At 47.1% G+C, this 24596-nt stretch carries 36 protein-coding genes; 32 read left to right on the plus strand and 4 right to left on the minus strand.

Annotated features, from left to right (window positions below):
• Positions 1–181: 181 nt before the first annotated feature.
• Both AYJ08_RS06960 and AYJ08_RS23445 read left to right on the plus strand, forming a co-directional pair.
• Positions 182–1552 (plus strand): hypothetical protein, encoded by a 1371-nt coding sequence (locus AYJ08_RS06960; RefSeq protein WP_064017108.1) that lies wholly within the window; start codon positions 182–184, stop codon positions 1550–1552.
• A 5-nt stretch (positions 1553–1557) separates the two neighbouring features.
• Entirely contained in the window at positions 1558–1707 is a 150-nt protein-coding gene (locus AYJ08_RS23445; RefSeq protein WP_157452819.1) for a hypothetical protein, read from the plus strand.
• A 240-nt stretch (positions 1708–1947) separates the two neighbouring features.
• Here AYJ08_RS23445 and AYJ08_RS06965 read toward each other — a convergent pair whose 3' ends face one another.
• Positions 1948–2199 carry a helix-turn-helix transcriptional regulator gene (locus tag AYJ08_RS06965; RefSeq protein WP_064017109.1) on the minus strand — a complete coding sequence of 84 codons (252 nt, stop codon included), beginning with the start codon at positions 2197–2199 and terminating at the stop codon, positions 1948–1950.
• Positions 2200–2331: 132 nt separating this feature from the next.
• On the opposite strand from AYJ08_RS06965, the gene AYJ08_RS06970 reads away from it, so the two are divergent.
• The 23 genes from AYJ08_RS06970 (at position 2332) to AYJ08_RS07065 (ending at position 19257) form a co-directional block, all read left to right on the plus strand.
• On the plus strand, positions 2332–2970 hold the full coding sequence (locus tag AYJ08_RS06970; protein ID WP_064017110.1) for a hypothetical protein: 639 nt from the start codon (positions 2332–2334) through the stop codon (positions 2968–2970).
• 320 nt (positions 2971–3290) lie between these two features.
• Positions 3291–4088, plus strand: a complete 798-nt coding sequence (locus AYJ08_RS06975) for a hypothetical protein (protein ID WP_064017111.1) — start codon at positions 3291–3293, stop codon at positions 4086–4088.
• 173 nt (positions 4089–4261) lie between these two features.
• A complete protein-coding gene (locus tag AYJ08_RS06980; protein WP_064017112.1) occupies positions 4262–4639 on the plus strand; it encodes a hypothetical protein in 378 nt (125 codons plus the stop codon).
• 19 nt (positions 4640–4658) lie between these two features.
• A complete protein-coding gene (locus AYJ08_RS06985) occupies positions 4659–5414 on the plus strand; it encodes a hypothetical protein (protein ID WP_064017113.1) in 756 nt (251 codons plus the stop codon).
• An 18-nt stretch (positions 5415–5432) separates the two neighbouring features.
• A complete protein-coding gene (locus AYJ08_RS06990) occupies positions 5433–5828 on the plus strand; it encodes a hypothetical protein (protein WP_064017114.1) in 396 nt (131 codons plus the stop codon).
• Between the two features lie 305 nt (positions 5829–6133).
• The gene (locus AYJ08_RS06995) at positions 6134–7258 is read left to right on the plus strand and encodes a hypothetical protein (protein ID WP_157452820.1); all 1125 of its coding nucleotides are present in this window, start codon (positions 6134–6136) and stop codon (positions 7256–7258) included.
• A 93-nt stretch (positions 7259–7351) separates the two neighbouring features.
• Positions 7352–9463: a DNA polymerase gene (locus tag AYJ08_RS07000; protein WP_231929033.1), complete on the plus strand. Its 2112-nt coding sequence runs from the start codon at positions 7352–7354 to the stop codon at positions 9461–9463.
• A gap of 4 nt (positions 9464–9467) precedes the next feature.
• The gene (locus AYJ08_RS07005; protein ID WP_082890891.1) at positions 9468–9959 is read left to right on the plus strand and encodes an HNH endonuclease; all 492 of its coding nucleotides are present in this window, start codon (positions 9468–9470) and stop codon (positions 9957–9959) included.
• A 533-nt stretch (positions 9960–10492) separates the two neighbouring features.
• The gene (locus AYJ08_RS24380; protein ID WP_231929034.1) at positions 10493–10993 is read left to right on the plus strand and encodes a hypothetical protein; all 501 of its coding nucleotides are present in this window, start codon (positions 10493–10495) and stop codon (positions 10991–10993) included.
• Positions 10993–11583 (plus strand): 3'-5' exonuclease, encoded by a 591-nt coding sequence (locus AYJ08_RS07015; protein ID WP_064017118.1) that lies wholly within the window; start codon positions 10993–10995, stop codon positions 11581–11583. The genes AYJ08_RS24380 and AYJ08_RS07015 overlap by 1 nt, the downstream gene beginning before the upstream one ends.
• Positions 11583–11786: a hypothetical protein gene (locus AYJ08_RS07020; protein ID WP_064017119.1), complete on the plus strand. Its 204-nt coding sequence runs from the start codon at positions 11583–11585 to the stop codon at positions 11784–11786. The genes AYJ08_RS07015 and AYJ08_RS07020 overlap by 1 nt, the downstream gene beginning before the upstream one ends.
• A gap of 3 nt (positions 11787–11789) precedes the next feature.
• On the plus strand, positions 11790–12314 hold the full coding sequence (locus AYJ08_RS07025) for a crossover junction endodeoxyribonuclease RuvC (RefSeq protein WP_064017120.1): 525 nt from the start codon (positions 11790–11792) through the stop codon (positions 12312–12314).
• A complete protein-coding gene (locus AYJ08_RS07030; RefSeq protein WP_064017121.1) occupies positions 12315–12947 on the plus strand; it encodes a beta clamp domain-containing protein in 633 nt (210 codons plus the stop codon).
• A 2-nt stretch (positions 12948–12949) separates the two neighbouring features.
• Positions 12950–13234 (plus strand): hypothetical protein, encoded by a 285-nt coding sequence (locus tag AYJ08_RS07035; protein WP_231929035.1) that lies wholly within the window; start codon positions 12950–12952, stop codon positions 13232–13234.
• Entirely contained in the window at positions 13234–13395 is a 162-nt protein-coding gene (locus tag AYJ08_RS23450; RefSeq protein ID WP_157452822.1) for a hypothetical protein, read from the plus strand. The genes AYJ08_RS07035 and AYJ08_RS23450 overlap by 1 nt, the downstream gene beginning before the upstream one ends.
• Before the next feature lie 12 nt (positions 13396–13407).
• Positions 13408–13584, plus strand: a complete 177-nt coding sequence (locus AYJ08_RS23455; protein WP_157452823.1) for a hypothetical protein — start codon at positions 13408–13410, stop codon at positions 13582–13584.
• The gene (locus tag AYJ08_RS23460) at positions 13581–13775 is read left to right on the plus strand and encodes a hypothetical protein (RefSeq protein ID WP_157452824.1); all 195 of its coding nucleotides are present in this window, start codon (positions 13581–13583) and stop codon (positions 13773–13775) included. Before AYJ08_RS23455 ends, AYJ08_RS23460 begins: the two co-directional genes overlap by 4 nt.
• 34 nt (positions 13776–13809) lie before the next feature.
• Complete coding sequence (gene nrdJ, locus AYJ08_RS07040; RefSeq protein WP_082890893.1) at positions 13810–16011, plus strand: ribonucleoside-triphosphate reductase, adenosylcobalamin-dependent; 2202 nt, start codon at positions 13810–13812, stop codon at positions 16009–16011.
• A 59-nt stretch (positions 16012–16070) separates the two neighbouring features.
• Complete coding sequence (locus AYJ08_RS07045; protein WP_157452825.1) at positions 16071–16325, plus strand: hypothetical protein; 255 nt, start codon at positions 16071–16073, stop codon at positions 16323–16325.
• Between the two features lie 37 nt (positions 16326–16362).
• Entirely contained in the window at positions 16363–16536 is a 174-nt protein-coding gene (locus AYJ08_RS07050) for a hypothetical protein (RefSeq protein WP_157452826.1), read from the plus strand.
• A 21-nt stretch (positions 16537–16557) separates the two neighbouring features.
• Positions 16558–17133: a dUTP diphosphatase gene (locus tag AYJ08_RS07055; protein WP_064017125.1), complete on the plus strand. Its 576-nt coding sequence runs from the start codon at positions 16558–16560 to the stop codon at positions 17131–17133.
• A 189-nt stretch (positions 17134–17322) separates the two neighbouring features.
• Complete coding sequence (thyX, locus tag AYJ08_RS07060) at positions 17323–18099, plus strand: FAD-dependent thymidylate synthase (protein ID WP_369799670.1); 777 nt, start codon at positions 17323–17325, stop codon at positions 18097–18099.
• Between the two features lie 27 nt (positions 18100–18126).
• A complete protein-coding gene (locus AYJ08_RS07065; RefSeq protein WP_064017126.1) occupies positions 18127–19257 on the plus strand; it encodes a hypothetical protein in 1131 nt (376 codons plus the stop codon).
• A 40-nt stretch (positions 19258–19297) separates the two neighbouring features.
• On the opposite strand, the gene AYJ08_RS07070 is transcribed toward AYJ08_RS07065, so the two are convergent.
• Positions 19298–19579: a hypothetical protein gene (locus AYJ08_RS07070; RefSeq protein WP_064017127.1), complete on the minus strand. Its 282-nt coding sequence runs from the start codon at positions 19577–19579 to the stop codon at positions 19298–19300.
• A gap of 89 nt (positions 19580–19668) precedes the next feature.
• Here AYJ08_RS07070 and AYJ08_RS07075 point away from each other — a divergent pair, with 89 nt between their 5' ends.
• Positions 19669–20205 carry a deoxynucleotide monophosphate kinase family protein gene (locus AYJ08_RS07075; RefSeq protein WP_369799671.1) on the plus strand — a complete coding sequence of 179 codons (537 nt, stop codon included), beginning with the start codon at positions 19669–19671 and terminating at the stop codon, positions 20203–20205.
• 134 nt (positions 20206–20339) lie between these two features.
• Here the strand turns inward: AYJ08_RS07075 and AYJ08_RS07080 are convergent, their stop codons facing one another.
• A complete protein-coding gene (locus AYJ08_RS07080; protein ID WP_064017128.1) occupies positions 20340–20618 on the minus strand; it encodes a hypothetical protein in 279 nt (92 codons plus the stop codon).
• Positions 20619–20883: 265 nt separating this feature from the next.
• Between AYJ08_RS07080 and AYJ08_RS23465 the strand changes: the two genes are divergently transcribed.
• The 3 genes from AYJ08_RS23465 (at position 20884) to AYJ08_RS07095 (ending at position 22397) form a co-directional block, all read left to right on the plus strand.
• On the plus strand, positions 20884–21111 hold the full coding sequence (locus AYJ08_RS23465) for a hypothetical protein (RefSeq protein ID WP_157452827.1): 228 nt from the start codon (positions 20884–20886) through the stop codon (positions 21109–21111).
• A 468-nt stretch (positions 21112–21579) separates the two neighbouring features.
• The gene (locus AYJ08_RS07090) at positions 21580–21948 is read left to right on the plus strand and encodes a sigma factor-like helix-turn-helix DNA-binding protein (RefSeq protein WP_064017130.1); all 369 of its coding nucleotides are present in this window, start codon (positions 21580–21582) and stop codon (positions 21946–21948) included.
• Positions 21945–22397 (plus strand): hypothetical protein, encoded by a 453-nt coding sequence (locus tag AYJ08_RS07095; protein ID WP_157452828.1) that lies wholly within the window; start codon positions 21945–21947, stop codon positions 22395–22397. The genes AYJ08_RS07090 and AYJ08_RS07095 overlap by 4 nt, the downstream gene beginning before the upstream one ends.
• 36 nt (positions 22398–22433) lie before the next feature.
• Here the strand turns inward: AYJ08_RS07095 and AYJ08_RS07100 are convergent, their stop codons facing one another.
• Positions 22434–22646: a helix-turn-helix domain-containing protein gene (locus AYJ08_RS07100; RefSeq protein ID WP_064017132.1), complete on the minus strand. Its 213-nt coding sequence runs from the start codon at positions 22644–22646 to the stop codon at positions 22434–22436.
• 86 nt (positions 22647–22732) lie between these two features.
• Between AYJ08_RS07100 and AYJ08_RS23470 the strand changes: the two genes are divergently transcribed.
• From AYJ08_RS23470 to AYJ08_RS07105, 3 genes are all read left to right on the plus strand, one after another.
• Positions 22733–23122: a hypothetical protein gene (locus AYJ08_RS23470; protein ID WP_157452829.1), complete on the plus strand. Its 390-nt coding sequence runs from the start codon at positions 22733–22735 to the stop codon at positions 23120–23122.
• Between the two features lie 32 nt (positions 23123–23154).
• Positions 23155–23295, plus strand: coding sequence for a hypothetical protein (locus tag AYJ08_RS23475; protein WP_157452830.1), 141 nt, complete (start codon positions 23155–23157; stop codon positions 23293–23295).
• A gap of 593 nt (positions 23296–23888) precedes the next feature.
• Positions 23889–24527 (plus strand): hypothetical protein, encoded by a 639-nt coding sequence (locus AYJ08_RS07105; protein ID WP_064017133.1) that lies wholly within the window; start codon positions 23889–23891, stop codon positions 24525–24527.
• Positions 24528–24596 lie beyond the last annotated feature (69 nt).

Raw genomic sequence — 24596 nt, forward strand, 5'->3', positions numbered from 1 at the left:
AATCTTTTAATTCATTACCTTCAAGTGAAAGTTCTCGCTTTGATGACAAATTAATCCAACTCCTTTCTTTTTATCATAGTAACATAGTTATTAAGCTAAAACAACGTCCCGTTATGTGTTTACAAATCTCATAATGAGATGTATAATCTCACTATGAGACGTATTGCGAGAGGTGAAATCTATGGAGATAGTAACTATAGAGGACTCTATGCGCAGAGAATACTTAGATCAAGACGTTCACCTGATGCGTGTGGAACTAAGACAATTGATTCAACGTAAAATGTGGTCTCTTGGATTTGTAAAAATGTCAACGTTAGCTGATATGATGAAATATTCCAAGGGTGGACTATCCAAGATACTATCTTCCAATGCAGATACTGCGTTTACATTAGACTTACTCGATAGGCTCACGTCAGCTTTGGGACTTGAACAAGGATACTTCTACAGTTATTTTGTTTTCGAGTGCTATAAGAAAAGTGGTAGACTGGATATTAAGAAATGCAAGTCATTCATTGAACAATGCTTACTACAAGGGATGTCAGACCTAGCCAATAGAACGAGTTTCCTACTGTTGAACCAAAAGGAGTCTTTAGAAACATTATTCAAACTGGCCGAAAGTTTATACGAGAGGCATCTTTATGATGAGGCAGTTCATATATACTCTGCGATTCGTGACGGATGGGACGGGCAAATAACGACAAGCTACGCTACCAGTATGTACAGGCTCTTTTTAATACATCGTTCTTTCATGAGAACGAGAGGAGAAAGTTCGAAAAATAGTTATATAGCATTAGTAAAACTACTAGGAGTCCAAAAACATTTAACCCCAAAATTGTACCTTGACTCGCTACTAGAAATATCATATTTCTATAATCTCGTTGAAGATTTCGAGAACACAGAGAGATACACGAGAGAAGCAAAACGGTACTGTGAAAACTTACTAAATGATGGTAACTTAGAATTGTGTGGGATAACGAGGGATGAGCTAGATAGCTATTACGCCGAGTCGTTGATGAATCTAAGTTTTTCTTTGAAAGGAGCTGGAAAGTATCCCTTTGTCTATGAATTAATTGACCAATATTCCAAAATAAATGATTATTTTTTTGATTTAAGCATAGGAAACCGTTTGTTAACTGAGATTGAGGAAGGTAAGATTGAATCCATAAATGAATTTTTTAAATGGGCGAATGGTCGAAGGGAACATATGAGATCGATTGTTCCAACAGCTCTCTCCGCGTATTTAAAAACGGGAAAGATTAAAGAGGCTACGATATTTCTGCATGATAATCGAGAATTAATTAAGTTTATAGAAAACGAACTTTACACTTTGGGAATTAAATATAGAATTAGTTATAACCAATTGATGGGAAGCTATCTTCTGTATATGAACAGATTTGAGGAAGGACTTAATAAGTTGTTAATAGCGCTGGAGTGGTCAGAGCACATGGGTAATAATTTTCGATCGAAGAAAATCACCGCTGTTTTCGCAAAGCATTACAATAAGGCTTCGCAAGAACAGCGTGAAAAGTACAACTCAATGATGGAAGGATGATTCTTATGAAAAAGCTAGCGTTAGCATTTTTACTAGTTTTGACTGTATTCACAACAAATTCCCCCGTGAGTGCCAACGTGGGTGAGCATGGAATTGTTAGTAAGGATACAGCGCGTGGATACATGACCGTATATAATGTGGGAGAGCATGGATAAATCAGAAGATGGGACCGCCCAGTTGAGGGTGGTCTTTTTTTTGTCGGAAAAACCAATAAAAATGTCGAAATAAATCGAAATGTTTAAGCTTTTTTGTGAAATGTAAAATTCAATAAACGCAAATAATAATTAAGACAGGACAGGAAAATGAAATGTACAAGTAAGGGGGCTTAGGAAGAAAGGAAATAACTACGTACATTCACGTAGTTTTAGCCGTAGAGCAGACCGGAAAGCATTAGTCTACTCCTTCAGGTGCTTGCTCCGACTGCGTTGAGAAGGGGCGATCTGTTCCCACTCGTACAAATCCTCGATTGAACATTGCAATATGTGGGATAAGGTTCGCGCGTTGTCCAATGACATTTTTATGCGACCGTTTACATAGTCAGAAATTTGCTGCTCTGGCATACCAGCCCTACTTGCAAGATCGCGTTGCGTCATGCGGACACTCTTCAGACGCTGTTTTAGGAGGCACCTACCGGCTACAAAAGGCATAGGACACCTCTAAATAAGTAATACATTAAGTATATCAAAATGAAACCATAATAAAAATATTTAAGCAATGTGTGCGAAATATCTTTTACAAACGAATAATAATATGTAGAGCAAAACGAAAGGAGACAAGAAATGGAATTTAAAAAGAAATTGAATAAATTAGCCACGTCGTACAAGCAGTCGAAAGACCAGAAAGTCTTTAATGAATTGTACCGTGAGATTCTCCCTCTCTGGAATCAGCGTAAGAAAGGGGATGCCAGACGAACACGCGTAGATGAAGATACGATAATCGAAATGTACGAGGATGCGCTACTAAAAACACTTGAAGCTTTTGTCGTCGAAAAGGGTGAGTTCCTCCACTTACTTAATCAACGGATCAGTCAACGTAGAATTGATTTATACAGGTCAGAAGCAATAAGAAAGGCAAGAGAGCAACTAACATGGTTCGACGACGGGTGCGCCAACACCCTCGAAAGAATGTCAGACGAATTTGATCCCAACTATCAATCTTCTATTGAAGAAAAAATACTTGTTGGAAAAAAAGAAAGAGACAAGCGCGAACTTGTCTCCCACCTCATCGAGTCCGCCAAGACTCTATCCGATGAGGTTACCGTGAAGATACTAACAGAGTTCTCGAAGTACAGTTCACCCAACAAGCTCGCCAAAGCTTTAGGGTTGCACCACGAGACTGTAAACCGTAAGTTACGAAGGATATCTCGTTTATACGACGCCAATCGTTTTGGAGATATAAACGATTACTTAGCGGTTTAACATGTGTGTCCCTATTTACGCAGGTCATCTGCATAATATAGGCACCTTACTATCAGTATAATTCATTTCTGCATAATAACTCAATTGTAACAAAGTGGCTATTACAAAATCTTAACCATCTTTAATTGCCATTATACAGAACGTTCTGTCAAACATAGAGAAATAATTACTCTTGAAACGGAGATGATCCCGATGCCTAAACGTAAGCAATCCGAAAATATCGAATATATCTACAATGGAGGTTTCCCGCCCTATGATGATCCTGCGGACTATATTCCGACTGCCGTATCCACCTCGATCCGAAAGGCGGTGCGGCTCGGATGAATCTCACCGACTACCGACTAAGAATTACGCCGCGAGTATGCCAAGAAGTAGCGAAGATCACCCGCAGACCTGCCGAAAAAGTACATTCATGGATCGCGCACATTATCCGAAAAGCAACGATGATTGACGACGGTTTGTACGAATACCACGGAATACAATTTCGGGTACGACAGGTATCACCCGTACAAGTAGTCGTAGAAAGCGCGAGTGGAACGTATGAGCCGACTATAAACGTACCAGACGGCTGCGTATCGGTGGGCAACGTATTTGTACGTAAGCACGCGATACAGCGGGCTAGGGAACGATTCGGAATCGAGACAGAGAGCGCCGCACAATGGCTGGCGGATAAGTTTGCCCAGTCAACTTTCGTAGCTAATACAAAGGACTCGAAGGGTAACATCGGTCGCCTCTTTAGTTGTGATGGAATCTCAATATACGTTGATATTGGGCGAGATATTATACGAACGGTATTTCCGGGCGCGATTAGTTGTCCGAATCTATACCGCAAATTCAGCGAAATTGTATCGAAAGAAATACGTAAGATTGATCGTTCAATAAGGGCGGCTGAACGTAAAGCGATGCTGACCAAAGCACAGCTTAATTGTGAGAAATCGGCGTTAGAACTTCGTATGCTTAAAACGCGAAGTGTAGCCGTTAAACTAGCGTGCCAAGCGCGTATAAACGCCATTAACGAATACTTTACGCAGTTAGACGCTGATATTGAGCAGTTGATCGCGCGAAAAAAGTTTGTCGCTAAGTCGGTTGTAGCATATGCGAGGGCTACAGCGGGTTAATATGGCCGACCTCCCGCGTCGGCAAGGCGGTGTGGACGAAGAAGGCGAGGCGCCCCGTATGCCTGTTGTAAACCTGCGGGGTGCAGGCGCAAGCCACTCAGTAGACGACCGTTCATGCCGTCTCGCGGACGCGGGACTACCGGTGTCCGAAATGATGACGAGGAGTGTTGATAATGGAGACGATTGTGCACGAAGGTAAGCTGTATCGTAAGGTTGAACGTGAGGCGAAGCCGGGCGACGAGTTCATCCAGATCACAGAATCAGGGCGGGATTTAACTCAAGGAAAGGTTTACATGATAGCAGGTTTCGACTCGTTCGGCGATGCGGAATTTTACGATGACGCAGGTGGCTGTCGGGATTCTTCTACTAAGGAATATGTCGTACTAGTGCCTTTGACCAAGCAAGAACCAATCACGCTAATCTCCACAACACCGGCCGTTGAGAAGACATACACGATTCAGCTAACGGCAGGCGCTGTGGATGAGCTTATCAGAACGCTTTCATATGGCACCCTACTACAAGCCCAGTTCGAAGCAATCCGCAAATCATAACGTTAAAGGAGCGATGTGCATGGGAATCCGTGAAAAGTTAAAAGAACGTGAAGAGGCGCGCGACAAGGCGGCACAAGGAGCCGGCGGAGGCATTAACGCAGGCTTGCCGGAAGGTGTCACACGCTACGTTAAGCTCAGCCAAGAACTAGCCGGTGGCAAGACGTTTGTCCTCCTCGCACCGTATACCGAATGGTACTTTTACTACACGCATGAGGACGGCGAGAAATACCCGTCACGGGAAACCTACTACCGTAAGCATACGTGCTCGCACAGCCTGGAGAAGGCGCCGGCTAACGAAGACGAAGGCGTTACACTATTCGATCAGTACGCGAAGCCAAACGGAACTAATTGCTTATCGTGCAAGGCGAAAGCCAAACGCAAACTCTACTTCATGATGCCGGTGTACGATCCCGAATACAAGACGTGGCGCGTCCTCGACCTTAAAGAGTTCCACGCGAACAACCTCATGAACGACTTCGACAAGCTCGAAAAGGCTGCGAAAAAGTTCAAGCCGGACTATACGTTGACAGGCGATGCGGTCACGATCGGCAAGGCGGATAAATCGTACTCGCTGGAGTCGGCTGATCTTGACGAAGGGGTACTCGATGCCGCCCGTGCCTTTATCGGATCGACCGAAATCAAGTACGAAGAGCTCGCGAACTTCCGCACCGAGGACGATATCCGCGAAATTCTCAAAAACGCAACGAAGAACGTAGATCAATCGGTATTAGAGGACGGGCCGATCACCGTTTCCGACGAAGACTTGCCATTTTAACCGAGAGGAGGCGACCAGATGGCGAACTACTCGAATAATATCGGAGCCCACTCGCAGCTAGTGGCGAAGACGGCACTCCTTGCTAACGGTTACGAGATTGCCAACCCGGAAGCCCCCGAAGCGTACGACATTGTGGCGCGGCACCCGTTGTCACGCGACTGGCAGACGTTTCAGGTAAAGACCGTACGTAGACGGGAGGATCGGGGCGGTGCGCTCGTTGTATGTGGCTCGCGTAACAGTGGCGAGGTTTACACGCGGGACGACGCGGATTATCTCATCGGAGTACTCGACGGCGAAGTGTACTTGATTGAAAATCGGGAGCTGTCCGAATATTGGGCGACGCCGGACAATATCAACGAGAAGTGGCGCAAGTTATCGACTGTTATTAAAAAACAATTATCGGAGGCGGTTTAATAATGGGAAACATTAAAACGGTAAATGGCGTTCAATATCGTGTGGTAACGGATCGTGATGCGCAGGTAGGCGATTACCTAATGTATAGTGAGTCGCGCGGAGACTATATCGTAGCAGAAAAACCTTACGAGGTAGTAGAAATCGACTCTTTCGATGACCCGCAGATTATCGACGAGGACGACGAGACATACGACACTGTAGGCGATGAAGATGATTACGAAATTCTCGAAAAAATCGGCACTGTTCCGAACGAACTAGTAATGCATGGGGGCGTAACTTATCGGAAGGTCGCGCGAGATGCGAGAGTGGGCGATAAGTTCGTGGTTCCTAATGATTCAGCCGTGGATTATACCGCGGGTAAAGTTTACGAGATTACCGAATTAGACGGAGCTGGTGATCCTCATTTTATTGATGACGTAGATGAAAGTTGGTACGTACTATCAGGAAAATATACCGTACTAGAGCCGATTTCCATCGACGACGAACTAGCCGCAGCACAAGCGAGAGTTGCCGAACTTGAAGCGATGAAGAAGAAAGCTAACCGTTTGAAAGTCGGGGAGTATGCGAAAGTGGTAAATGCTTATATGACATACGCTACGGTTGGACAAATAGTGAAGGTTATCTGCGATGATGAGTCCCGTACGCCATACCGTGCCGAGAACTTAGACGAGAGGGTCGCAGGCTGGTTCCGAGAGGATGGGTTAGTCCGCGCCACCGACGAAGAGGTTGCGGAAGCACTACGTAAAGTCGCGCGAGAAAAGATCAAGCCGGGTGTTTACGTGAAATTAACGATAGCTGACGGAGAAAAGCCTAAATACGGATGGGGTGGTGTACGTAATGGCGATATTGGTGTGGTATGTGCTGTTGATGATAGTTGCGTAACCGTTAACTTTCCAGCCCACAGAGATTGGGAGGGGCACATTGACGAATTAACAGTAGCGACGGAAGAAGCAGAGACTAGTCAAAAAGCATTTGACCAGTTTAGACCGGGCGATAAAGTTCGTTTGGTTAGCGGTGGTGGCGAGCATCCACTATTCGGGTTTGATGACGGCGGTATCTATACCGTTGGCTTACGCGAGGACGATGATAGATTGACTATTAAAAGACAAGATGGAAAGAAGGGCTACGCGAGACCCTATCAACTAGAGAATGTAACTGACGAAGAGGTGAAATGGGCCGCACTTGGCCGTAAGGTTGGCGAGTTTAAGGCGGGCGACATAGTAAGATTCCTTGGACGGCGCTTAAATGTTCACGGCCTAAACGAACATGTAGGAATTATCACTACTATCGAACGAACCGACGGCGCTAGATCGCCTTACCGTCTTAGTATGCCGGATTTCGTGACTAGCGACTACAATACGTGGACTAAACCGGAGGAACTAGAACTCATCGCGCCGGTGGAATCCACTGTAAACTTACGAGTAGCCTAGCCACCCTAACGAAAGGAGGCGGTCGCTCTGACCGTAAAATTATCGTTAAAACTCCGTTCACCGACCGTAGCCGACGCTGAGGCTAAGCAACGAGTGGCAGACGCGACTAAACGTAAGTCTGCCGCAACTGAGACGATCGAGCAGGCGTGGGCGCGTATACTTGCAATGAGTAATAGTGCTTCGGATCAGGCACGTTTACTAGAGGTTAAAAGAGCGATGGAGTCGGGCGTAATAGGCAGACGTCCGACTGACGTTGCCAAACGGTTCAGTAAGGCGGAAGCTCTTCGTATATGGGTAGATTTAAACGAGCGACAACGCGGTGAAAAATTGGCGGAGATGGTACGGAATACTCCGCCTAATTACCGCCTAGTAAACAACGTTTCTTCGTTAGAATACACGATTCGGGCGATTGAATCTGCGGATATTATTGCTGTTGACTGTGAAACGTTCGGGGAAGATGGTGCGGCTCTCGATCCTTGGCGTGGTGATATGGCGGGATTCAGCATTTCAACTCGCTCTGAAAGCTTCTATATCCCGTTAAACCACGTTGAGAAGGCACTGCCTGAAGAATACGTAATCGGTAAAATGATCGAGATACTTCCGAAGGCAAAGATCGTCATGCACAACGCGCCCTTTGATTGCAAATGGTTCTATGTGAAATACGGGCTTGACTTGATAGATGCTCTTTATGCAGATACACGGATAATGGCGATGGCCCTCGATGAAAACCGTAACCACCGTTTAAAGGACTTGTGTGCAGATTGGTTAAAACTGCCGGGAGACAATTTCGATCAGCTTTTCGGTAAAACCCCGTTCAATCAAATTCCGTTAGATGTCGCTTTGGTATATGCGGCAGGCGATACGGAGAAGACGCTAAAACTTTACGAGTGGATTCGTGCTTGGTATTCGAAGCGCGACGATCTCAAACGTATCGGGCGATTGGTATTCGACATCGAAATGCCTGTGTGTCGACAATTCATCAGGTCTGACTTACGCGGAATCCGGTTTGATGTAGATATGGCGAAGAAATTGGACGAGAAGTTTGGGCAAGAGGAGTTGCAGTTGGAGGCGGAAATACATGAATATCTAGGTGAAAAAATCAACCTAAACTCACCGATACAGCTATCAAAAAAACTATACGGGGATTTACGGTTGCCTGATAACGATAAAGGGTCTACAGGAGTTCGTACCTTAAAACGTATTAAAAAGAACCACCCGGTCATTCCGTTAATTCTTGATTACCGTGCGGTGGGGAAATTGAGACAAGCGTTCACGTCTAAACTGCCCCATACCGTAAAAGCCGATGGGAAAATACACCCTTGGCATAATACATGGGGTGCCGCAACTGGCCGATTCACGTGCGCCAATCCGAATACACAACAAATCCCAGCCAAACGACCAGAGATACGGCATCTTTTTCTCGCGACGAACAGTGATCGGATTCTTGTTTCAGTCGATTATTCGCAAATTGAATTACGTGTGTTGGCACACATGGCAAATGAATCGGTACTTATCGAGGCATTCGAGACGGGTCGGGATATTCACTCGACTACGGCGGCACTTATCAGTAAAGGGCGATATACCTATGACGATATAGAGCAGCACAAAGATACGGAGGGTCACGAGTGCCAAAAACTTAGGAAACAAGCGAAAATTGTTAACTTCGGAATCGTTTACGGAATGGGCGCCGGTAAGCTTGCAGATACGCTCGAAGTAACAAAAGCTAACGCACAGACGATCATTGACGATTACTTTCGCGGATATCCCGGCATTAAACGATATATGGACGAACAGCATCGGAAGGTTATGAAAGACGGATTTGTATCAGGGATTTTCGGAAGGAAACGCAGACTTCATAACGACATTAAATCGAAAGAGCGTTTTCGAGTATTCGGCGCCCAACGTCAGGCGGGTAACTTCCCGATCCAAGAGAGCGCGGGTTCTATTCTTAAAAAGGCGATTGTAGACCTAGCGCCAGTTCTCAGACATTACGACACCTTTATTCTATTACAGGTTCATGATGAACTTCTTTTCGATTGTCCTAGAGACATAACACAAGACGCAATAGACCACATCAGGACAACAATGGAGAGCGCTGTAAAGTTACGATGTCCAGTTCGTTGTGACGTGGAAATTAACCCGGAACGTTGGATGAAGAAAGTGGACGAGCGAGAGTGGTTCGAAGAAAACGAAGAAGGGGCGTGATTGATTGTCACGTGAGATTCCTTTGACCCAAGGGAAGGTAACGATTGTTGACGACGAAGAGTTTGAACCCTTATCCAAGTATAAATGGTTCGCAACGAAATGCGGGAATTCTTACTACGCTGCCCGGAGATTAAACGGAAAAACAATTTTAATGCACAGATATATCATGAATCCAGAAAACCGACTTGTAGTCGATCATGTCGATGGGGATTCTCTTAACAACCAAAAAAGTAATTTACGAATTTGCAGTAAAGCTCAAAATAATAGAAACCAGCGAATTAAAACGAACAATAAGAGTGGATACAAAGGTGTGTACTGGCGAGAAGAAAAAGGTAAATGGCAGGGGAGTATGAGGCATAACAGCAAGACGGTCTATCTAGGGTTGTTTACTGATCAAGAAGAAGCCGCGAGAGCTTATAACCAGAAAGCTGTGGAACTATTTGGAGAGTTTGCAAGACTAAATGAGATACCAAAGGAGGATGGTGCCTTATCGTAACATCCGAACGAGCACCCCGCATTGAACGTGAATTCACCGAACAACTAGACGCTTACTACGCTTCGCCAACGACGTCTTATTACGACAATACTATTTCCCGTAGGTTCTACGAACAGAAACTCCGCCATCTAAAGTTTAAGCCGTACCCGAACGATGGTCTCGTAACCTTCGGCGCATCGGGTACCGATAAATGCGATCTCGAAGTATTCTTTCGCAATCAGAAGGTGAAGCCGAAGAAATCCGATGACATCTCGTTCCGAGGACGCCAGCGCCGACAAGGTAACGCGAACATCGAACTTGTACAGATGGACCTCGTACACATGGAGAAGCGACTCGGTGAAAACGCGAAGTTTACTGTCGAAACGAACGAAGAGGGCGCGTACATGTTCGAGGACGAGGCGCAGCAACGTGTGGTGTTCGAATACGACGGTGTTAAGTTCGCCATCACCGCAAAGCCTGACGGAATATTACGTTATAACGGAAGCGACCGCCTACTATTTGAATACAAAACGAAGGCGTCCGGTCTACGTGCGATGAACAGCAAACTCGACCGGAACGGGGCGCAGGACGACCACTTACGCCAAGTAACTGCTGAATCACTCGTATTCGGTATTCGCGAGGGTGTCCTTTTATACGAGTCGACGCAAAAGCCAGCATGGTTTTCTGACGAGGACCGATCGTATGTGACAAAGGGACAAAAGACATGGGCTGACGGTAAGCCTATGGCGGACATACGCCCGTTCTATTTTTACATTACCGACGAAATGCAGGAACGGCTACTTCGTGATCTCGCGAGACAAGCTCGGCTAGTTTACGAGGGACAACAACCGGAAGTGACTGCGGACATGACGACGAAGTGCGGGTTTTGCCCATTCTTTGCCGGTCATTGTCAAGCGACGTTGAGTGCGGAGAACCTAGCGTTCTTACAAAAGGTTGACGCGCGGATGGCTCGATCAAGCCTTGCAGGTAAACAGGATCACCGAAGCTTACGAAACTATTTAGCGGAAGCAAGAGCAGAGGGGGAGGCGGCTTGATGGACGAAATCTACACGTTCATTGATTTGGAAACGACGGGGCTCGATCATGAAACGGATCAGATAATCGAGATAGCCGCGGTGAGAACGGATTTAGAACGTGAGTATGGTCGGTTCCAGACGTTTGTGCAGCTCGATGAGGGGCGCGAATTACCAAACTTTATAACGGAGCTAACCAGTATCACAGAGAAAGATTTATACGGAGGTACTCCCAGCTTCTTTGCGGCAGGTGCGCTAGTTAAGTTTTTCGCTGAGACTACGGTCGTTGCTCACAATGCCCCATTCGATTTATCGTTTGTTACTGGCCACGCTATTTTCCTTGAAAAGTTCGTCTGCACCCGAGCGCTCGCCAAGCTCGTAGCGCCCACGGAGTCCGCATCGTTAAAAGACGTATGTGCCCGATATGGCATCGAGCTAAACGGACACCATCGTGCGATGAACGATGTGCTCGCTACAATCGAAGTCTTCCGTAAGCTAAAACCGATTGCAGACTATCGCGGCATTTACTACCGGAATGTAGTCGTAAATGCTCCGGATCGGCCGTTGAAGTACGTGCCTTACGGGGCGAAAATAGTGGAGGTGGTCGCCTAATGCCGATAGTTTCTCACGACATGATCGAAAATTATGATGAATTGGAACGCGAAGTAGACTCGCTTAAAACGGTGATGGCGGTCGTGTCCGGCGACCTCCGCCGTTTAGCCTCCGAACTACATACGGAGGACAGCGACGTGGTGTACGACAATCTGCTCGACTACGCGCGTCATTTAGAGAACGCGGCGGGCTTACGGAGGTGACCGATGGCTATTCGTAAAAAGGAACGATATCTCGGTTTGGACATTTCGATGAACCCCGGATTTGCGGTGATAGACGTAGTGAACCGGGTGCCTACGCTAATATACGCTTCATCGCTCGTTACATCTACTGCACATACGGACGGTCAACGTTTCGCATACATCGAGGCCAAGACGGTCGCAGTCGCTCACGATGCCGGACCACTTACCACAATTATACGTGAGGACTTTACGGATGGCCGATCGAAAAGGGCGAGACAAGGCGTGTTCGGCGCGTGGGCGGCCGTTGACCAAGGGCTAGCTCGATACGGGTATACGGTGACTGATGAGATTAGCCCAACGTCTGTGAAACGGTTAGTCACCGGCAATGGCAAGGCGGAGAAGGTCGAGGTCGCGGCAAGAGTACGTAAGATACTAGGATTGCCGGAAGACTACGAGTTTGCGGCTGGCTACGATGACAGCGATGCGTGTGCGGTGGTGCTGGCGTATCTTATCGCGAATAAATTGATAGACGTTGAGGAGGCGGTTTGATTGATACTTACGGTACATGAACGACATGCACTCGCTATGAAACACGCAAAGAAATTTGTGGGGAGGTCAGCAGCACGCCCCATTCTCTCAGGCGTGTATCATTCGGCTGATGGTACGTTGGTCGCAACAGACGCACACCGATTACTCCGAGTAGAAAACGCGCATGAGCGTAGCGAGGCGATTGTGCTCGACTCAAAAACAAGCGCTCCAATTGACGGTACGTATCCGGATATTTCACATATCATTCCGAAGGTTTATTGCGCTGAGTACGCGTTCGGCAGTGAATCACTCGAGGAACTAATCAAGGCACACGAGATCATGGTCAAGGTCGGAGGCAAGAAGTCGCCATATGCTTCGATCGCGGTTACCGGCTCTGGGTTAACGTTTACGACTACTTGCGGTATCGGTGTTTACGAGGTTTCACCGACCGTTCAAATAGAAAGCTTTTCGGACGAATTTACGCTTCATTACAACGCTCAGTTCGTGCTTGACGCCCTGATTGCGTTACGCGATTTTAAACCGAAGACGGTCGGAATTAAGTTTACTGGCGAGGAAAGTCCGTTTGTAATCGACACAGATGACGGAGTTCTAGCACTTATTCTTCCGATAAGACGACAAAAGGAGGTGGAGTGAGTATGGCAAAAGTTAATTTCAGAACGGAAGAATTAAAAGAATACGGGCTTCCGTGGGAGGGCTATAACGGAGTGGAAGTGATTTCAGATCAAATTGTCGACCAATCAAGATGGTCTGTATATCACGACATTATCTTTAAATGGATTGATGGGAAGTATTACTCCACAGGCTATAGTGTCGGAGCAACAGAGTGCCAAGACGAGAGGCCGTGGGAATACGAGAGTGAGGTCGAATGCGTAGAGGTACATCAAGTAGAAAAATTGGTCAAAGTGTGGGAGGCGGTTTGATGTTAACGCAGATTCTGGGTTGGTACTCTCTCATTATGTATATCATTGCTATCGTAGGAATTATCACCACCAATTATACTTCAGGTGGGAGACGACTTGCCTCATTTCTCATTGCAATTCCCGTAGCTGCTTATATCTGCATTACCTTATTTCAATGGTAAAGGAGAGATTAGATGAGTTGGCCTAAGCTGGGGCTCTTCATATTTTGGGCAGTAATCGTTACAGGCGTATATTTACTAGGCGGCGCTGGCGTGTATTACATTTTTGCTCTTTCAGGCGTAGGCATCCCGTTTGTTCACTCGGTCTTGCTTTTTGCACTACTCCGGCTGTTACGAGCATTAGCCGGATGAATAAGTACGACGAGAAGCCAGTCGAACGATCACTCCGTTATCTACACGAAGAGCTAGAGGACGTAACCGAGAGCCTAATCGTCAGTGAGAGAAGATGTCTAACGCTAAGATTACGCAGGAAAACGATAGTTAACGCGATAAACGATATCGAAAGGGAGATGACGCGGATTGACTCAACTACTAACGGATGAGTTCATCGGAAAGTACCCGGACTTTCCCGAACATATGAACGAGCTCGGCAAGTTCGTATATTACCGGACATATTCACGGTGGCTACCCGAAATCGGCCGCCGTGAGACGTGGAAAGAAACATGCCGTAGGGCTACAGAATACAACTTCGGTCTCGCGATAAACCATTACGAAAAGGTAGGATATACGGTGCCTTACGCGAGTTTACAGGCCGAAGCCGAGTCGTTCTTCGACGAGATGTTCAACCTGCGTCAATTCCTAAGTGGACGGACGCTGTGGGTCGGAGGGACTGAGGCTGGAGCTAGCTACAGTTTGGGCCAGTTCAATTGCAGTTTCGTTAATATTCGAAGCTGGTCGGATTTAGGCGACTTGTTTTATCTATTGATGGTTGGTTGCGGCGTCGGATTCAAGTGTACGAAGGAGTTTGCGGCAGGCCTAGCGCCAATCCGCACAAACACAACGTTAATCAACGCGCCTTACGAGCCTGTTCCCGTAGACCGACGATTGGAACGAACAAAGGTAACCGAACTCGATAACGGCTACGTGAAAATCTACGTAGGCGACAGTAAAGAAGGGTGGGTCGAAGCCCTCCGAGCCTATTTCGAAATCCTAACGGAGCCGCAATACGAATCGGTCCACACCGTGAAAATTTCGTACAACTCGGTTCGTCCGAAAGGTGAACGTCTGAAACGATTCGGCGGCAGCGCATCGGGCCACGAACCTCTTGCGGAGATGTTTGCGGGGATCGACCGCGTGTTAAAGAATCAAATTGACCCGTCGTTAGCTCCGTTGAAGAAAGACCAACGACTAATCAAGGTACCGGTGGGGTCGGGCCATATTCCATCCTACAACCGCGTACGTCCGATCCACATTCTCGATATCGGCAATCTTATCGGAGCTAACGTAGTGGTCGGCGGCGTCCGTAGAACAGCCGAAATATTCCTCTTTGACGCGGACGACTACGAGTGCTTGCTCGCCAAGTACGGTATTAACGGCGTGTGGACGGAAGATCAACTCGCGCATCATCGTAAGGTAGGCGAAATGCTAGAGAGCATCGGACAAAAGCCGGAGTGGTTCGATTCTATCGTAAAGGTAGAAGACGGACGATTCGGACTTGATCATCGGAGACTATCGAATAACTCTATCGCGTTCGAAACGAAGCCTAGCCGTGAGTTTTTAAACCTCGTGTTCACGATCATGCAATCAGAAGGCGAGCCGGGCTTTATCAATCTGGAAGAGGCGCGAAGAAGACGACCAAACGCCGAAGGGCTTAATCCATGCGCGGAAATACTGCTCGATTCATACGGGGTCTGCAACTTAACGACGGTCAACGTTATGCAGTTCGTACACGGCGATACACTCGATATCCCCACACTTCTACAAGCTCAACGACGCTCCGCCCGTGCCGGCTTACGAATGACTCTCGTAACACTCGAATTGCCACATTGGGACGCGATCCAACAGCGTGACAGGCTTCTCGGCGCGTCACTGACCGGATGGAAAGACGCTATGGCAGCCGTTAACAATAACGAACGTCAGGAACGTGATTTACTCGAACTTCTCGGCATCGTAGCGAATAATGAGGCGGAGTCCTACGCGAAGGAACTGCGGGTGAACGCGCCCTTACTCGTGACAACGGTCAAGCCGGAGGGCACCATATCGCAGTTAGCCGGCGGCGTATCGTCTGGCCTGCACTGGTCGCACAGCCCGTACTACATCCGACGTATCCGCATTAATGCGTCCGATCCACTCGTTAAGGTGGCGCAAGAGCTCGGCTGGACGGTGAATCCCGAGGTAGGTACGCCGGGCAGCACCGAAACAGAGCGCCTTGCTAATGCCCGTACGTTGGTCATCGACTTTCCTGTAGCTTCTGGCGCGTTAGAAACGAAAGATGACGTAAGTGCAACGCGTCAATTCGAGACTTACTTCCGATTCCAGCGTTCGTACACCGACCACAATTCGTCCAATACGATTACGGTAAGGCCGGATGAGTGGGCAACGGTTGAGCAGACGGTGTGGGACGGATGGGACGATTTCGTAGGTGTATCGTTCCTGGCACTCGATGGCGGTACTTATCAGCTCGCGCCGTACGAGGCTATAACGAAAGAGGAATACGAGGAACTACGCGCCAAAATGAAGCCGTTCGATCCGGAGATTCTAGCGAAATATGAGACGGACGGTACTAGCGATTTAGAGGGCGCGGATTCATGCGAGGGTGGGGCGTGCCCACTAAGATAAACGGAGGTGGCGGGATGGAAATTCTGAGTACGACGTCAAATACCGGAGCGTTGGTTGGCATGGTATGCCTCGGGATGCTTGCTGTGATCGTTGGAGTAATGGCGTTTTTCACCCTAATCAACGGAGAACTTATAGGAATAACGTTTTTATTAATCTCGGCAATCCTAGGCAATTTGACTGGCTTCGCAATGGTAGATTACGCAACTCCGAGATATGAGGTCACTATAACGGATATGTCCCGATTTGACACCGACAAATACCAGATCGTTGAGCAACGGGGCAAGGTATTCGTTGTTAAGGAGGTACGTCGATGAGCTACGGCCAACGAATGAACAACGCGAGTTAATCGAAATGTTACAAGGAAAGCCCGCGGTTGGTGAGCAACTAGTCGATATCGTATTTCATACGCTTTGTAAACTACACGAGGAGCAGCACCGAGTGGACCTGCGAGAACCATACGACTTGGAAACGAAAGCCTACAAGGCTGGTCTGTATTTTGCTGAACGAAAGCTTCTCGAAGTCTGAATCCATAAAGGAGGGCACCAAATGATCCCTGTAAAAATCAAGCGCCTGCACCCGGACGCAGTAATTCCGCAATATGCAACGACTGGCTCGGCCGGCTTCGATCTTGTCGCGGTTGAGGACGTAGTTATCTCGCCCGGTGAGACGCAAAAGGTTCCGTTAGGACTCGCGTTTGAAATACCGGAGGGCTTCGTGATGTTAGTGTGCATGCGGTCGGGCATCGCTCTTAACACGAAGCTTCGACAGCCGAATGGTATCGGTATTATCGACAGTGACTATCGGGGTGAAGTCGCGATGATGTTCGATAATATTTGGAAACACGAGCCTTTTTTCGCGTATGACGAAGAAGGCAGAGCGATTGTAACAGATTATCGAATCGAAGACGAATGTCCGAGTACTGAGTATTTACGGACGATATCTGGAGAGCAGGTCCGACAGTGGCGCGACTATCCAGCAGGAACATACCTAATCCGCAAAGGTGACCGCGTTGCCCAAGGATTGATATTGCCGGTGATGCAGGCGCAATTTATCGTTGCGGACGAATTAAGCGAGACAGATCGCGGAGCCGGTGGTTTTGGGAGTACGGGGGTGTTAACGTAATGGGTTATCTCGCCAGTTTAAGTGCTTTTGTCGTAGTTGATGCGGACACCGGACGCCTTGTATCGGAAAAGTTTATACAAGCCGAAAATGGGCCGAACGCTCTCTAACTAGGGGGTCTTACGCGAAGAACCGAGCAGTAGTCGAAATCTCCCCCGAGATTATACTCGCGATACTAAGGGAGGCGCGCTAATGGCAGAAACGCAAATGTCCGTGAGGCTGATCTCGCATACACAACTGAGTGAAGAGTTTTACGGTAGCCTCGACATATTTCACGAATTCATAGGGTATGAGGGCAATCAACTCGACCTATGGGGCACAACTGACGGCCAAGCCGTAGCCCTCACCGCGATCAGAACGTGTTATTCCGCCAATAAGCCGTCCGAGATCGTTGTTCTCGAAGGCGACAAGTACTTCGGTCAGACCGCATCCGACGGCGAGGAAGGTACAGAAGCCGACCGTCTGTTCCGCCACATCACACGATCAGGCCATACGTCTACTTTGGAGCACCTCACGTTCACATTTGCGATCGAGGGCGTATCCCGCGCACTCCTAGCGCAATTGACACGGCATCGGGTCGGCTTTAGCTACTCCGTCCAGTCACAACGATATGTACGGATGGGCAGTTCCGATAAGACTGGCGGATTTGATTACATGGTGCCGCGGAGTATTCAAGAAAAAGGCGAAGGGGCTGTCGCAGTCTTCCGAGCATCTATGCGAGCATTACAGGCTGACTACGACGCACTTCGAGAGGCCGGAGTCCCGCCAGAAGACGCCCGTATGGTCCTCCCGAACGCAGCCGCAATCAATCTAGTTATGACCGCGAATCTCCGGGCCCTGCTCGACTTCTACGGAAAACGACGGAATGGTCGCGGTGCTCAATGGGAGATTGCGGAACTAGCCGAGCAATTACGTAGGGAGGTTACGAAAGCAGAGCCGTGGACAGCGCCATACTTTGACGTAGCCTAAATAAAAATTTCGGAGGGTGATCGGTATATGACGAATGTAACTATTTTGACGGATGATAACGGAGTTAAGCGTGAGTATCGCGAGGTTGAACGTAAGGCAAACGTTGGTGAACAAGTAAAGATCATCGCGGGCGCGGAAGAGATGCTAGGCGAATATCGAAAGGGCGAGGTTTATACAGTTACGGAGTTAGACGGGTATTACTTTATACGCGTGGACGGAAAGTGGGGTGACGGCACTACGCTTAATCTATCTCATGACGATTACGTAGTCCTCGAACCCACCGACATTATCCACGTTGACGGCGTATGTTGCCGCGAAGAGAAACGAGAGGCTAAGGTCGGCGAACGTATTCTAATCGTCGCGGCTGAAGATACCGCGAGAAAGTACGATAACGGAGATATCTTGACGGTCGCAGGAGTACTGGGGGTATTTAAATGCGTACGCGTAAATGAACATGATCGGGTTATCCGCCATCGCGAATACGTAGTTATAACGCCTTTAGACGAACCGACCCCGAATAACATCACGGTAAATCTAACCGTCAACGTAGCCTCATCGTCTCCTACCGAAATCCTTAAAGCGATCGTAGATAGTGTACAGGCGGAGCTGGCGAAGGCGGAAGCACCTATAGATACGGGGATAGATACGACTGCGGCAGGGCGCGCTTTACAGAAGATGCGCGATAATGCCGTAGAACGTGCTAAGGAGGACGTGTGGGTATTACGGGCTGATACGTCCAACGTAAGGAATCCGGCTCTACGAAGACGCGGCGATATCTACATCAAGAATGGACTCGGATTGACCGCAGATTTTATCGTCAACAAGGAAAAGAGAACCGTAGTCTGCTTACTTCGCGGCGTAGTAACCCCGGAAAGGATATACGCTCGTGGAATCGCCGAATGCTCGCCGGACGATTGCTTTAACGTCCATATCGGCAAGGCTATTGCGCTGCGTCGCGCGCTGGGACTCGATGTGCCCACGGATTACTTGAACGCACCACAGCCTACAGAGGTTCGTGTGGGTGACGTTGTACTAAATTGGCAAGGGGCGCGAAAGAATGTGGTTTCGGACGTAGGTACTTCGTATGATCTACACGGGCTCACTATTGGTTACGTACGTTCTCGCGGGTATAAAACGATTGACGACTCCCGCGAATAAAAAGCCCTACCAAGAGGTAGAGCGTGCTAAATAGTCTCGCTTATTTACCGTTTAAGCATGTGCTATAAGTGGCTGACCAGTAACCTTCGTGCAATTCACTGTCTCGATAGCTTTGTAAATAAAGCTTCACATTTCCATAAACGATAACCTCACTTGGTATTACGTAATTATGATCAGATTTCTTTAAGAGCATATAGTGAGTTTCACAATCAGACTGAATTGATTGAGTTGGTTCTACGCTTTTTTCTGCACTTACCCCCGTCGCTAGAGTAAAAATTGAAAAAGCACTTAGTAAAGCAAGACTAAATTTTTTGGCTAACATTTGCAATTCCTCCATTATTTGTAATTTTGAAACAAGCTTATTATATTTTCTTTTTTCGCAGTAATCAAGTAATTTAGGGAGTGGTCATTGTGAAAATAGCAATCTGTGGTCGGATGCGAAGTGGAAAAGATACGGTTGCGGCCTACCTAGTCGAACATTACGATTTCATACAGTACGCGTTCGGTGATGGCATCAAACGTATATGCCGCGAACTATTCCCTGAACAATTTGTAGACGACAAAAAGCCCCGTGCGCTATTGCAAGGCGTGGGGCAGGCGATGAGAGCGATTGACCCTGACGTTTGGATTAAACGAACTATGCGCGAAGTATATACAGCACAAGGTTTCGACGTAGTAATTACGGACCTCCGCCAGCCTAACGAATACGCACGCCTTTATGCGGAAGGATACGTAATCATTCGCGTAAACACTTCTGACGATGTACGAATAGACCGGATGCGTTCGGCAGGCGATGTGTTTGATCTCGCGGACTTCACTCACGATACGGAACGATACGTAGACATGTTCGCGGTCCATTACGAGTTGAATAATAACGGATCAGTCCTTGACTTGTGGGAGCAGATTGAATGTGTGATGCGGGATATTATGCATAAGGAGGCGGTTTGATGCGAAAAGTTTTGCTGAGTGGTATGTGATTTAAGATGAAGAAAAATATTATATATAAAGTAACTAATTCATCAATTTAAAACAAATAAAATCCCCTGAAATTACATCAGGGGAGGAGATGAGAGAATTATATTTTAGTATTGATAGTACACCCAACCAGAATAGGTCCAAGTACAACCATCGGAAAAGCAGTCAGTTCCAACGCCTCTCTTTAATTTACCTATATAACCACGTCCGTCATCGTAGTCAATTTCATCAGGCGCTTCAAAAACAGTATATTTTTTTTCGATACTTGCCCAATACTTATCAGTAGCTGTGGTGTTACTTAGTTGTGTTTCATTAGCAAATGCTGTGGAAACGGAAAATACTGAAACAACAACTAGAGCGAAAGCAATTATAGATTTTTTAAACATAAAAGCACCTCCAAAAATTATTTTTTGTAATAATTAGATAGTAGAATATTGTGTATTTAATGTCAAATCATGGGAATTTAAGAGCAAAAATATATAACAATAATTTTTAGACAGAAGAAAAATGAAACTGAAACCAGAACATTCATGAAACAATTTACCAATCAGTTGGCTGGTCTTAAGGACGTGTATTTATCGGATTTGAAACAGAGTCAGAATATATCGACATCGCGAACCAACGAATCACACGATTAAGGGAGGCGGTTTTGTGTGGAGGTTTGATAATATTCCTGATTCTGGTGGTTGTAGTGATAGGATAGATATTCGAGATCAAGTAGACCCGTTCGTACCCGACTGGCCTACTTATGTTCGCGAGGCATATGCGGACGGCTACCGTGCTGGCTACACGGATGGCCGTCACGCCGCCTCAACGGAGATTACTTACGATTTCTTACGGCCACGTCTGGGTGAAAACGGTTCTTCCTGCTCTTTGTGACGGAACGCGTACCAGTTGTTAGAACGTTCGATATACAGGTACTTGCCGGTAGGAACGTTATGCTTGCGGACAAAGGAAGACACGGCCGCGTAGTAACGTTTACCATCGAAAGTAGCCGGCTGTACGGAGTCATCAACGGAGACTTCGCCCGGACGTGCAATTCCGATATTGCCGGTCTTTGGATCGTAGCCTACGTGACACTTAAACGGTGTGCCGGGTACGACTCCGAGCTTTCTACGGAGTGCGGATGATAGATACAGACGGTTGAATTTGTCCACCGAGATGTAAGCTTCGAGGGATTCCGCGAAATTATGCGCGACGAAAGACATAGTAATCACTCCGATCGGTAACGTTATTTAACGATAGTATACGTCATTCGACGGAAGATTGGAAGATAATACCGTTAATAAGCGCGATAGGCAGGCGTTTATTAACGTATCTCACACGCGAAATGAAGGAGGCGGCTTAATGGGCGCATGTGCCGTTGATATCGAAAAGGGACACCGAAATCTTTCCGTTAGGTATGCGTTAAATGACCGTGACGGCGTACACGCAATCCTACGCGACATCCACCATTTACGGTCGAGCCGGTACGAACGGGGCGACTACGCGGCGTGTGACGTGTTGATTGATCTGGCGGAGGCGATCGAACGGGCGGGGCTGACGGATCGGGAGCGTGAAGCGTTGTATTACGTGTATGAACGGGAATTAGACACTGTTGAGACAGGAAAGGCTATGGGCATCAGCCCTCAAAAAGCCGGATTACGCGTAAGAAATGGATTGGAACGAATAGCGAAGGTCTATGAGATATGGAATTACGGTGAGGAGGCAGCATGATGATGGAATGGGTAAAAATGGAACGAACTGACCGAATGGCAGCTATTAGCGAGTGGATAGATGAAGTAATCCTACGTACGGGTAATAGACCAGACTCCGGCGAGCTTGAACGCCTAGCAGACGCGATACTCTACGAAGAGCTCACGGATGATGACGAACATAAAATGACCCACCATGAATATCCGATTCTATCCGCGACACAATACGCCCGCCGAACACTCGGAAAACACAAGCGACGAGGTTCCGGTATGGGCGGTGAGACCTCGCTTAAAATAGTAGAGGATACAGGGACGGACGGAATCTCTTACAGGAAACCTTCGCGCAGAAGACGCAGCCCTTACGAAATGCAATTCGTAGATAACAACGCTAAGATACGCAATAAGGCGAGACAAGAACAGTACGCAAAGGACATAAAGGCGAGCGAAGTCAAGAGCTATTTTATTGCGTAAGGGGGTTCGTTTTGGGAGGTTTCGTATCTATGCATGCTAGAGACGTTCATCCACAAGTTCGAGCACATCCGTAATCTCAACGCCAAGCACTTCGCATATTTTCGCAAGGTTATCGAGTGGTAGCCGTACAGTTTCATTGTTGCACATTTCGTTAATTGACGAGACACGTATGCCTGTCAGGCGTGAGAGTTCTCGTTGCGAGATTCCACGTTCTTTGAGTAGATCGGCTAGTTTAATATGTATTTTCATCGCGAACAACTCCATTACTTATTGTCACGTTTAACGGAACGTGTTATCCTTCTTGTAGAGGGTGTGATTTCCATGCCTTCCAGTAAATGAGAAGGAGGACGGGTAATGGTGGAGGTCGTGCTTCTGGTGACCGCGCTGGTAAACTTGGCAACTGCGATAGTCAACTACCGCAATGGCAGGCGGAACAGCAACGGTCGGAACCTAAAGTAAAGACCCCTTACGTTCGCGGCGTAAGAGGTCGGTCATCAAACGGGTACGGGAGCCTAACGGTTCCCTGCCCTCCCCATTATCTTATTCCAATCATACCCTCGATTATGTACGATAGTCAACGGAGGCGTTGGAACCGTGCAAACTATTACATTGGTAATTGCGGTGGTAGCGCTGGTCATCTCGATCGCCGCGTTAGTACAAGCCGTGAAAAATCGCAATTAGTCGTCGGAAAACCGGCGGCTTTTTGCATGTTTGGAAGGAATTAGAAATCTTCTTGTCGAAAGGTGTAGACGAGGAGGTGGATAGGATGAAAGCACATAACGGATCAGGTTGGACTTTCGAGAGCTTTCCCGAGTGGAAGTATCGCACAGAACCGGAATGGGACGCAGGCCCACGTTGGAAAACGGCTCCCGAGTGGACCGGAGACCCGGGCCATTAAAAATAGGAGGTTACGCGACATGACTGATCCAGAATGGCGCGATGATCCCGGTCATTAATCGAGGAGGGAACGCGATGATTTACGATATCAATTGGGTTGATGATCCGCAAGGCATCACTGTTTGGTTCGTGGACCCCGGATATTGATAAAAGGAGTTACGCGGTATGACAGAGCCAGAGTGGCTAGATGACGCCGGCTACTAAAATGGAGGAGGTTACGTAATATGACCGAATCAGAATGGGCGGTACAACGTAATTGCAATACAGGCGATCCGGGTTGGGTACTTGATCCCGGTCACTAAGTAAAGGAGTGTACGATATGACAGCACCAGATTGGAATAAACAACGCTTTGACCACGGCGGGATTGGCTGGTAAGTAGCCGTAATTACCACGATGTACGCGGACCACAGTAGTACGTAGTTACTACTACGCTTAGTCTCGTGGGAGCCGGATTCATGTCAAGGTGTACACTTGACGTGGCTGGCGCTGGTAATCCGACCTTTCGGGCTATGAGCGCTGGAATATATTCGGAATTAACGAGGAACAGACCGCCTCTATGTCGAAAGTAATAGGACGAGAGGAGGTACTTTCTATTGAACAAATTCGGAAAAATATACTTACTGTCAATTTTAATAGGAACGACCTTCATCGCATTATTATATTTTAATTGGGAGACTAAAACAAAAGAATGGGTAGGTATTGAAGTTAGTAAATGGCTCGATCACAAGTTCAAAGACCCTATGTATAATGGACTTATTGTCTCGTATACTATCCATGGAAAACATGCCAATGAGCTAAATGTTGTGGCTTCTGACGTGATTGCTGAATACGGTATTTACCAAAAAGAAAAAATTTTTCGAGATGACTTGTGGTTAGATTTTTGTGAGAAGAGAAACATTAGGTTACATTACCATACGAAAAAAGAAGAATTAAGTCCAACTGATTGTATAGTAAATATTTCAACAAAGAAAGGCAATTTACTGATTGATGATGACTTAATAGTGGATGTGGATGGAACACGATATCATAGATTTGATGGGAAGCTATATACATCTGTCGATCTAATTAGGGCTCAAAGAGAAAAAATAGAGAAGGAGAAGAGAGACCTTCTATTCGGAAATTATGGGAGTTGTTTCGGGCTTCGTAAGGGAGCATATCTTTCGTGTGTAAAAGCTAATGAACGGGAGAGAAAAGAGATTTTGAAGAAAAGGTTTGGAATAATCTTAGAATAAGAGTCATTTGAGACGTCAGAACTATTCTGGCGTTTTATTTATGGGACGAACAGAAATGGGCGTATTCAA

Source organism: Brevibacillus sp. SKDU10 (assembly GCF_001645205.1).
Lineage (GTDB): Bacteria > Bacillota > Bacilli > Brevibacillales > Brevibacillaceae > Brevibacillus_B > Brevibacillus_B halotolerans.

Coding starts and splice junctions, on each gene's coding strand:
- AYJ08_RS07035 (WP_231929035.1), top strand. CDS start 12,950: ATGGCAAAAGTTAATTTCAGAACGGAAGAATTAAAAGAATACGGGCTT.
- AYJ08_RS23455 (WP_157452823.1), top strand. CDS start 13,408: ATGAGTTGGCCTAAGCTGGGGCTCTTCATATTTTGGGCAGTAATCGTT.
- AYJ08_RS23460 (WP_157452824.1), top strand. CDS start 13,581: ATGAATAAGTACGACGAGAAGCCAGTCGAACGATCACTCCGTTATCTA.
- nrdJ (WP_082890893.1), top strand. CDS start 13,810: ATGAACGAGCTCGGCAAGTTCGTATATTACCGGACATATTCACGGTGG.
- thyX (WP_369799670.1), top strand. CDS start 17,323: ATGGCAGAAACGCAAATGTCCGTGAGGCTGATCTCGCATACACAACTG.
- AYJ08_RS07065 (WP_064017126.1), top strand. CDS start 18,127: ATGACGAATGTAACTATTTTGACGGATGATAACGGAGTTAAGCGTGAG.
- AYJ08_RS06970 (WP_064017110.1), top strand. CDS start 2,332: ATGGAATTTAAAAAGAAATTGAATAAATTAGCCACGTCGTACAAGCAG.
- AYJ08_RS06960 (WP_064017108.1), top strand. CDS start 182: ATGGAGATAGTAACTATAGAGGACTCTATGCGCAGAGAATACTTAGAT.
- AYJ08_RS06990 (WP_064017114.1), top strand. CDS start 5,433: ATGGCGAACTACTCGAATAATATCGGAGCCCACTCGCAGCTAGTGGCG.
- AYJ08_RS07015 (WP_064017118.1), top strand. CDS start 10,993: ATGGACGAAATCTACACGTTCATTGATTTGGAAACGACGGGGCTCGAT.
- AYJ08_RS06985 (WP_064017113.1), top strand. CDS start 4,659: ATGGGAATCCGTGAAAAGTTAAAAGAACGTGAAGAGGCGCGCGACAAG.
- AYJ08_RS07025 (WP_064017120.1), top strand. CDS start 11,790: ATGGCTATTCGTAAAAAGGAACGATATCTCGGTTTGGACATTTCGATG.
- AYJ08_RS07020 (WP_064017119.1), top strand. CDS start 11,583: ATGCCGATAGTTTCTCACGACATGATCGAAAATTATGATGAATTGGAA.
- AYJ08_RS06975 (WP_064017111.1), top strand. CDS start 3,291: ATGAATCTCACCGACTACCGACTAAGAATTACGCCGCGAGTATGCCAA.
- AYJ08_RS24380 (WP_231929034.1), top strand. CDS start 10,493: ATGAACAGCAAACTCGACCGGAACGGGGCGCAGGACGACCACTTACGC.
- AYJ08_RS07095 (WP_157452828.1), top strand. CDS start 21,945: ATGATGATGGAATGGGTAAAAATGGAACGAACTGACCGAATGGCAGCT.
- AYJ08_RS07090 (WP_064017130.1), top strand. CDS start 21,580: ATGGGCGCATGTGCCGTTGATATCGAAAAGGGACACCGAAATCTTTCC.
- AYJ08_RS07070 (WP_064017127.1), bottom strand. CDS start 19,579: ATGTTAGCCAAAAAATTTAGTCTTGCTTTACTAAGTGCTTTTTCAATT.
- AYJ08_RS07055 (WP_064017125.1), top strand. CDS start 16,558: ATGATCCCTGTAAAAATCAAGCGCCTGCACCCGGACGCAGTAATTCCG.
- AYJ08_RS07045 (WP_157452825.1), top strand. CDS start 16,071: ATGGTATGCCTCGGGATGCTTGCTGTGATCGTTGGAGTAATGGCGTTT.
- AYJ08_RS23470 (WP_157452829.1), top strand. CDS start 22,733: ATGAGAAGGAGGACGGGTAATGGTGGAGGTCGTGCTTCTGGTGACCGC.
- AYJ08_RS07100 (WP_064017132.1), bottom strand. CDS start 22,646: ATGAAAATACATATTAAACTAGCCGATCTACTCAAAGAACGTGGAATC.
- AYJ08_RS06965 (WP_064017109.1), bottom strand. CDS start 2,199: ATGCCTTTTGTAGCCGGTAGGTGCCTCCTAAAACAGCGTCTGAAGAGT.
- AYJ08_RS06980 (WP_064017112.1), top strand. CDS start 4,262: ATGGAGACGATTGTGCACGAAGGTAAGCTGTATCGTAAGGTTGAACGT.
- AYJ08_RS07050 (WP_157452826.1), top strand. CDS start 16,363: ATGTTACAAGGAAAGCCCGCGGTTGGTGAGCAACTAGTCGATATCGTA.
- AYJ08_RS23450 (WP_157452822.1), top strand. CDS start 13,234: ATGTTAACGCAGATTCTGGGTTGGTACTCTCTCATTATGTATATCATT.
- AYJ08_RS23445 (WP_157452819.1), top strand. CDS start 1,558: ATGAAAAAGCTAGCGTTAGCATTTTTACTAGTTTTGACTGTATTCACA.
- AYJ08_RS07080 (WP_064017128.1), bottom strand. CDS start 20,618: ATGTTTAAAAAATCTATAATTGCTTTCGCTCTAGTTGTTGTTTCAGTA.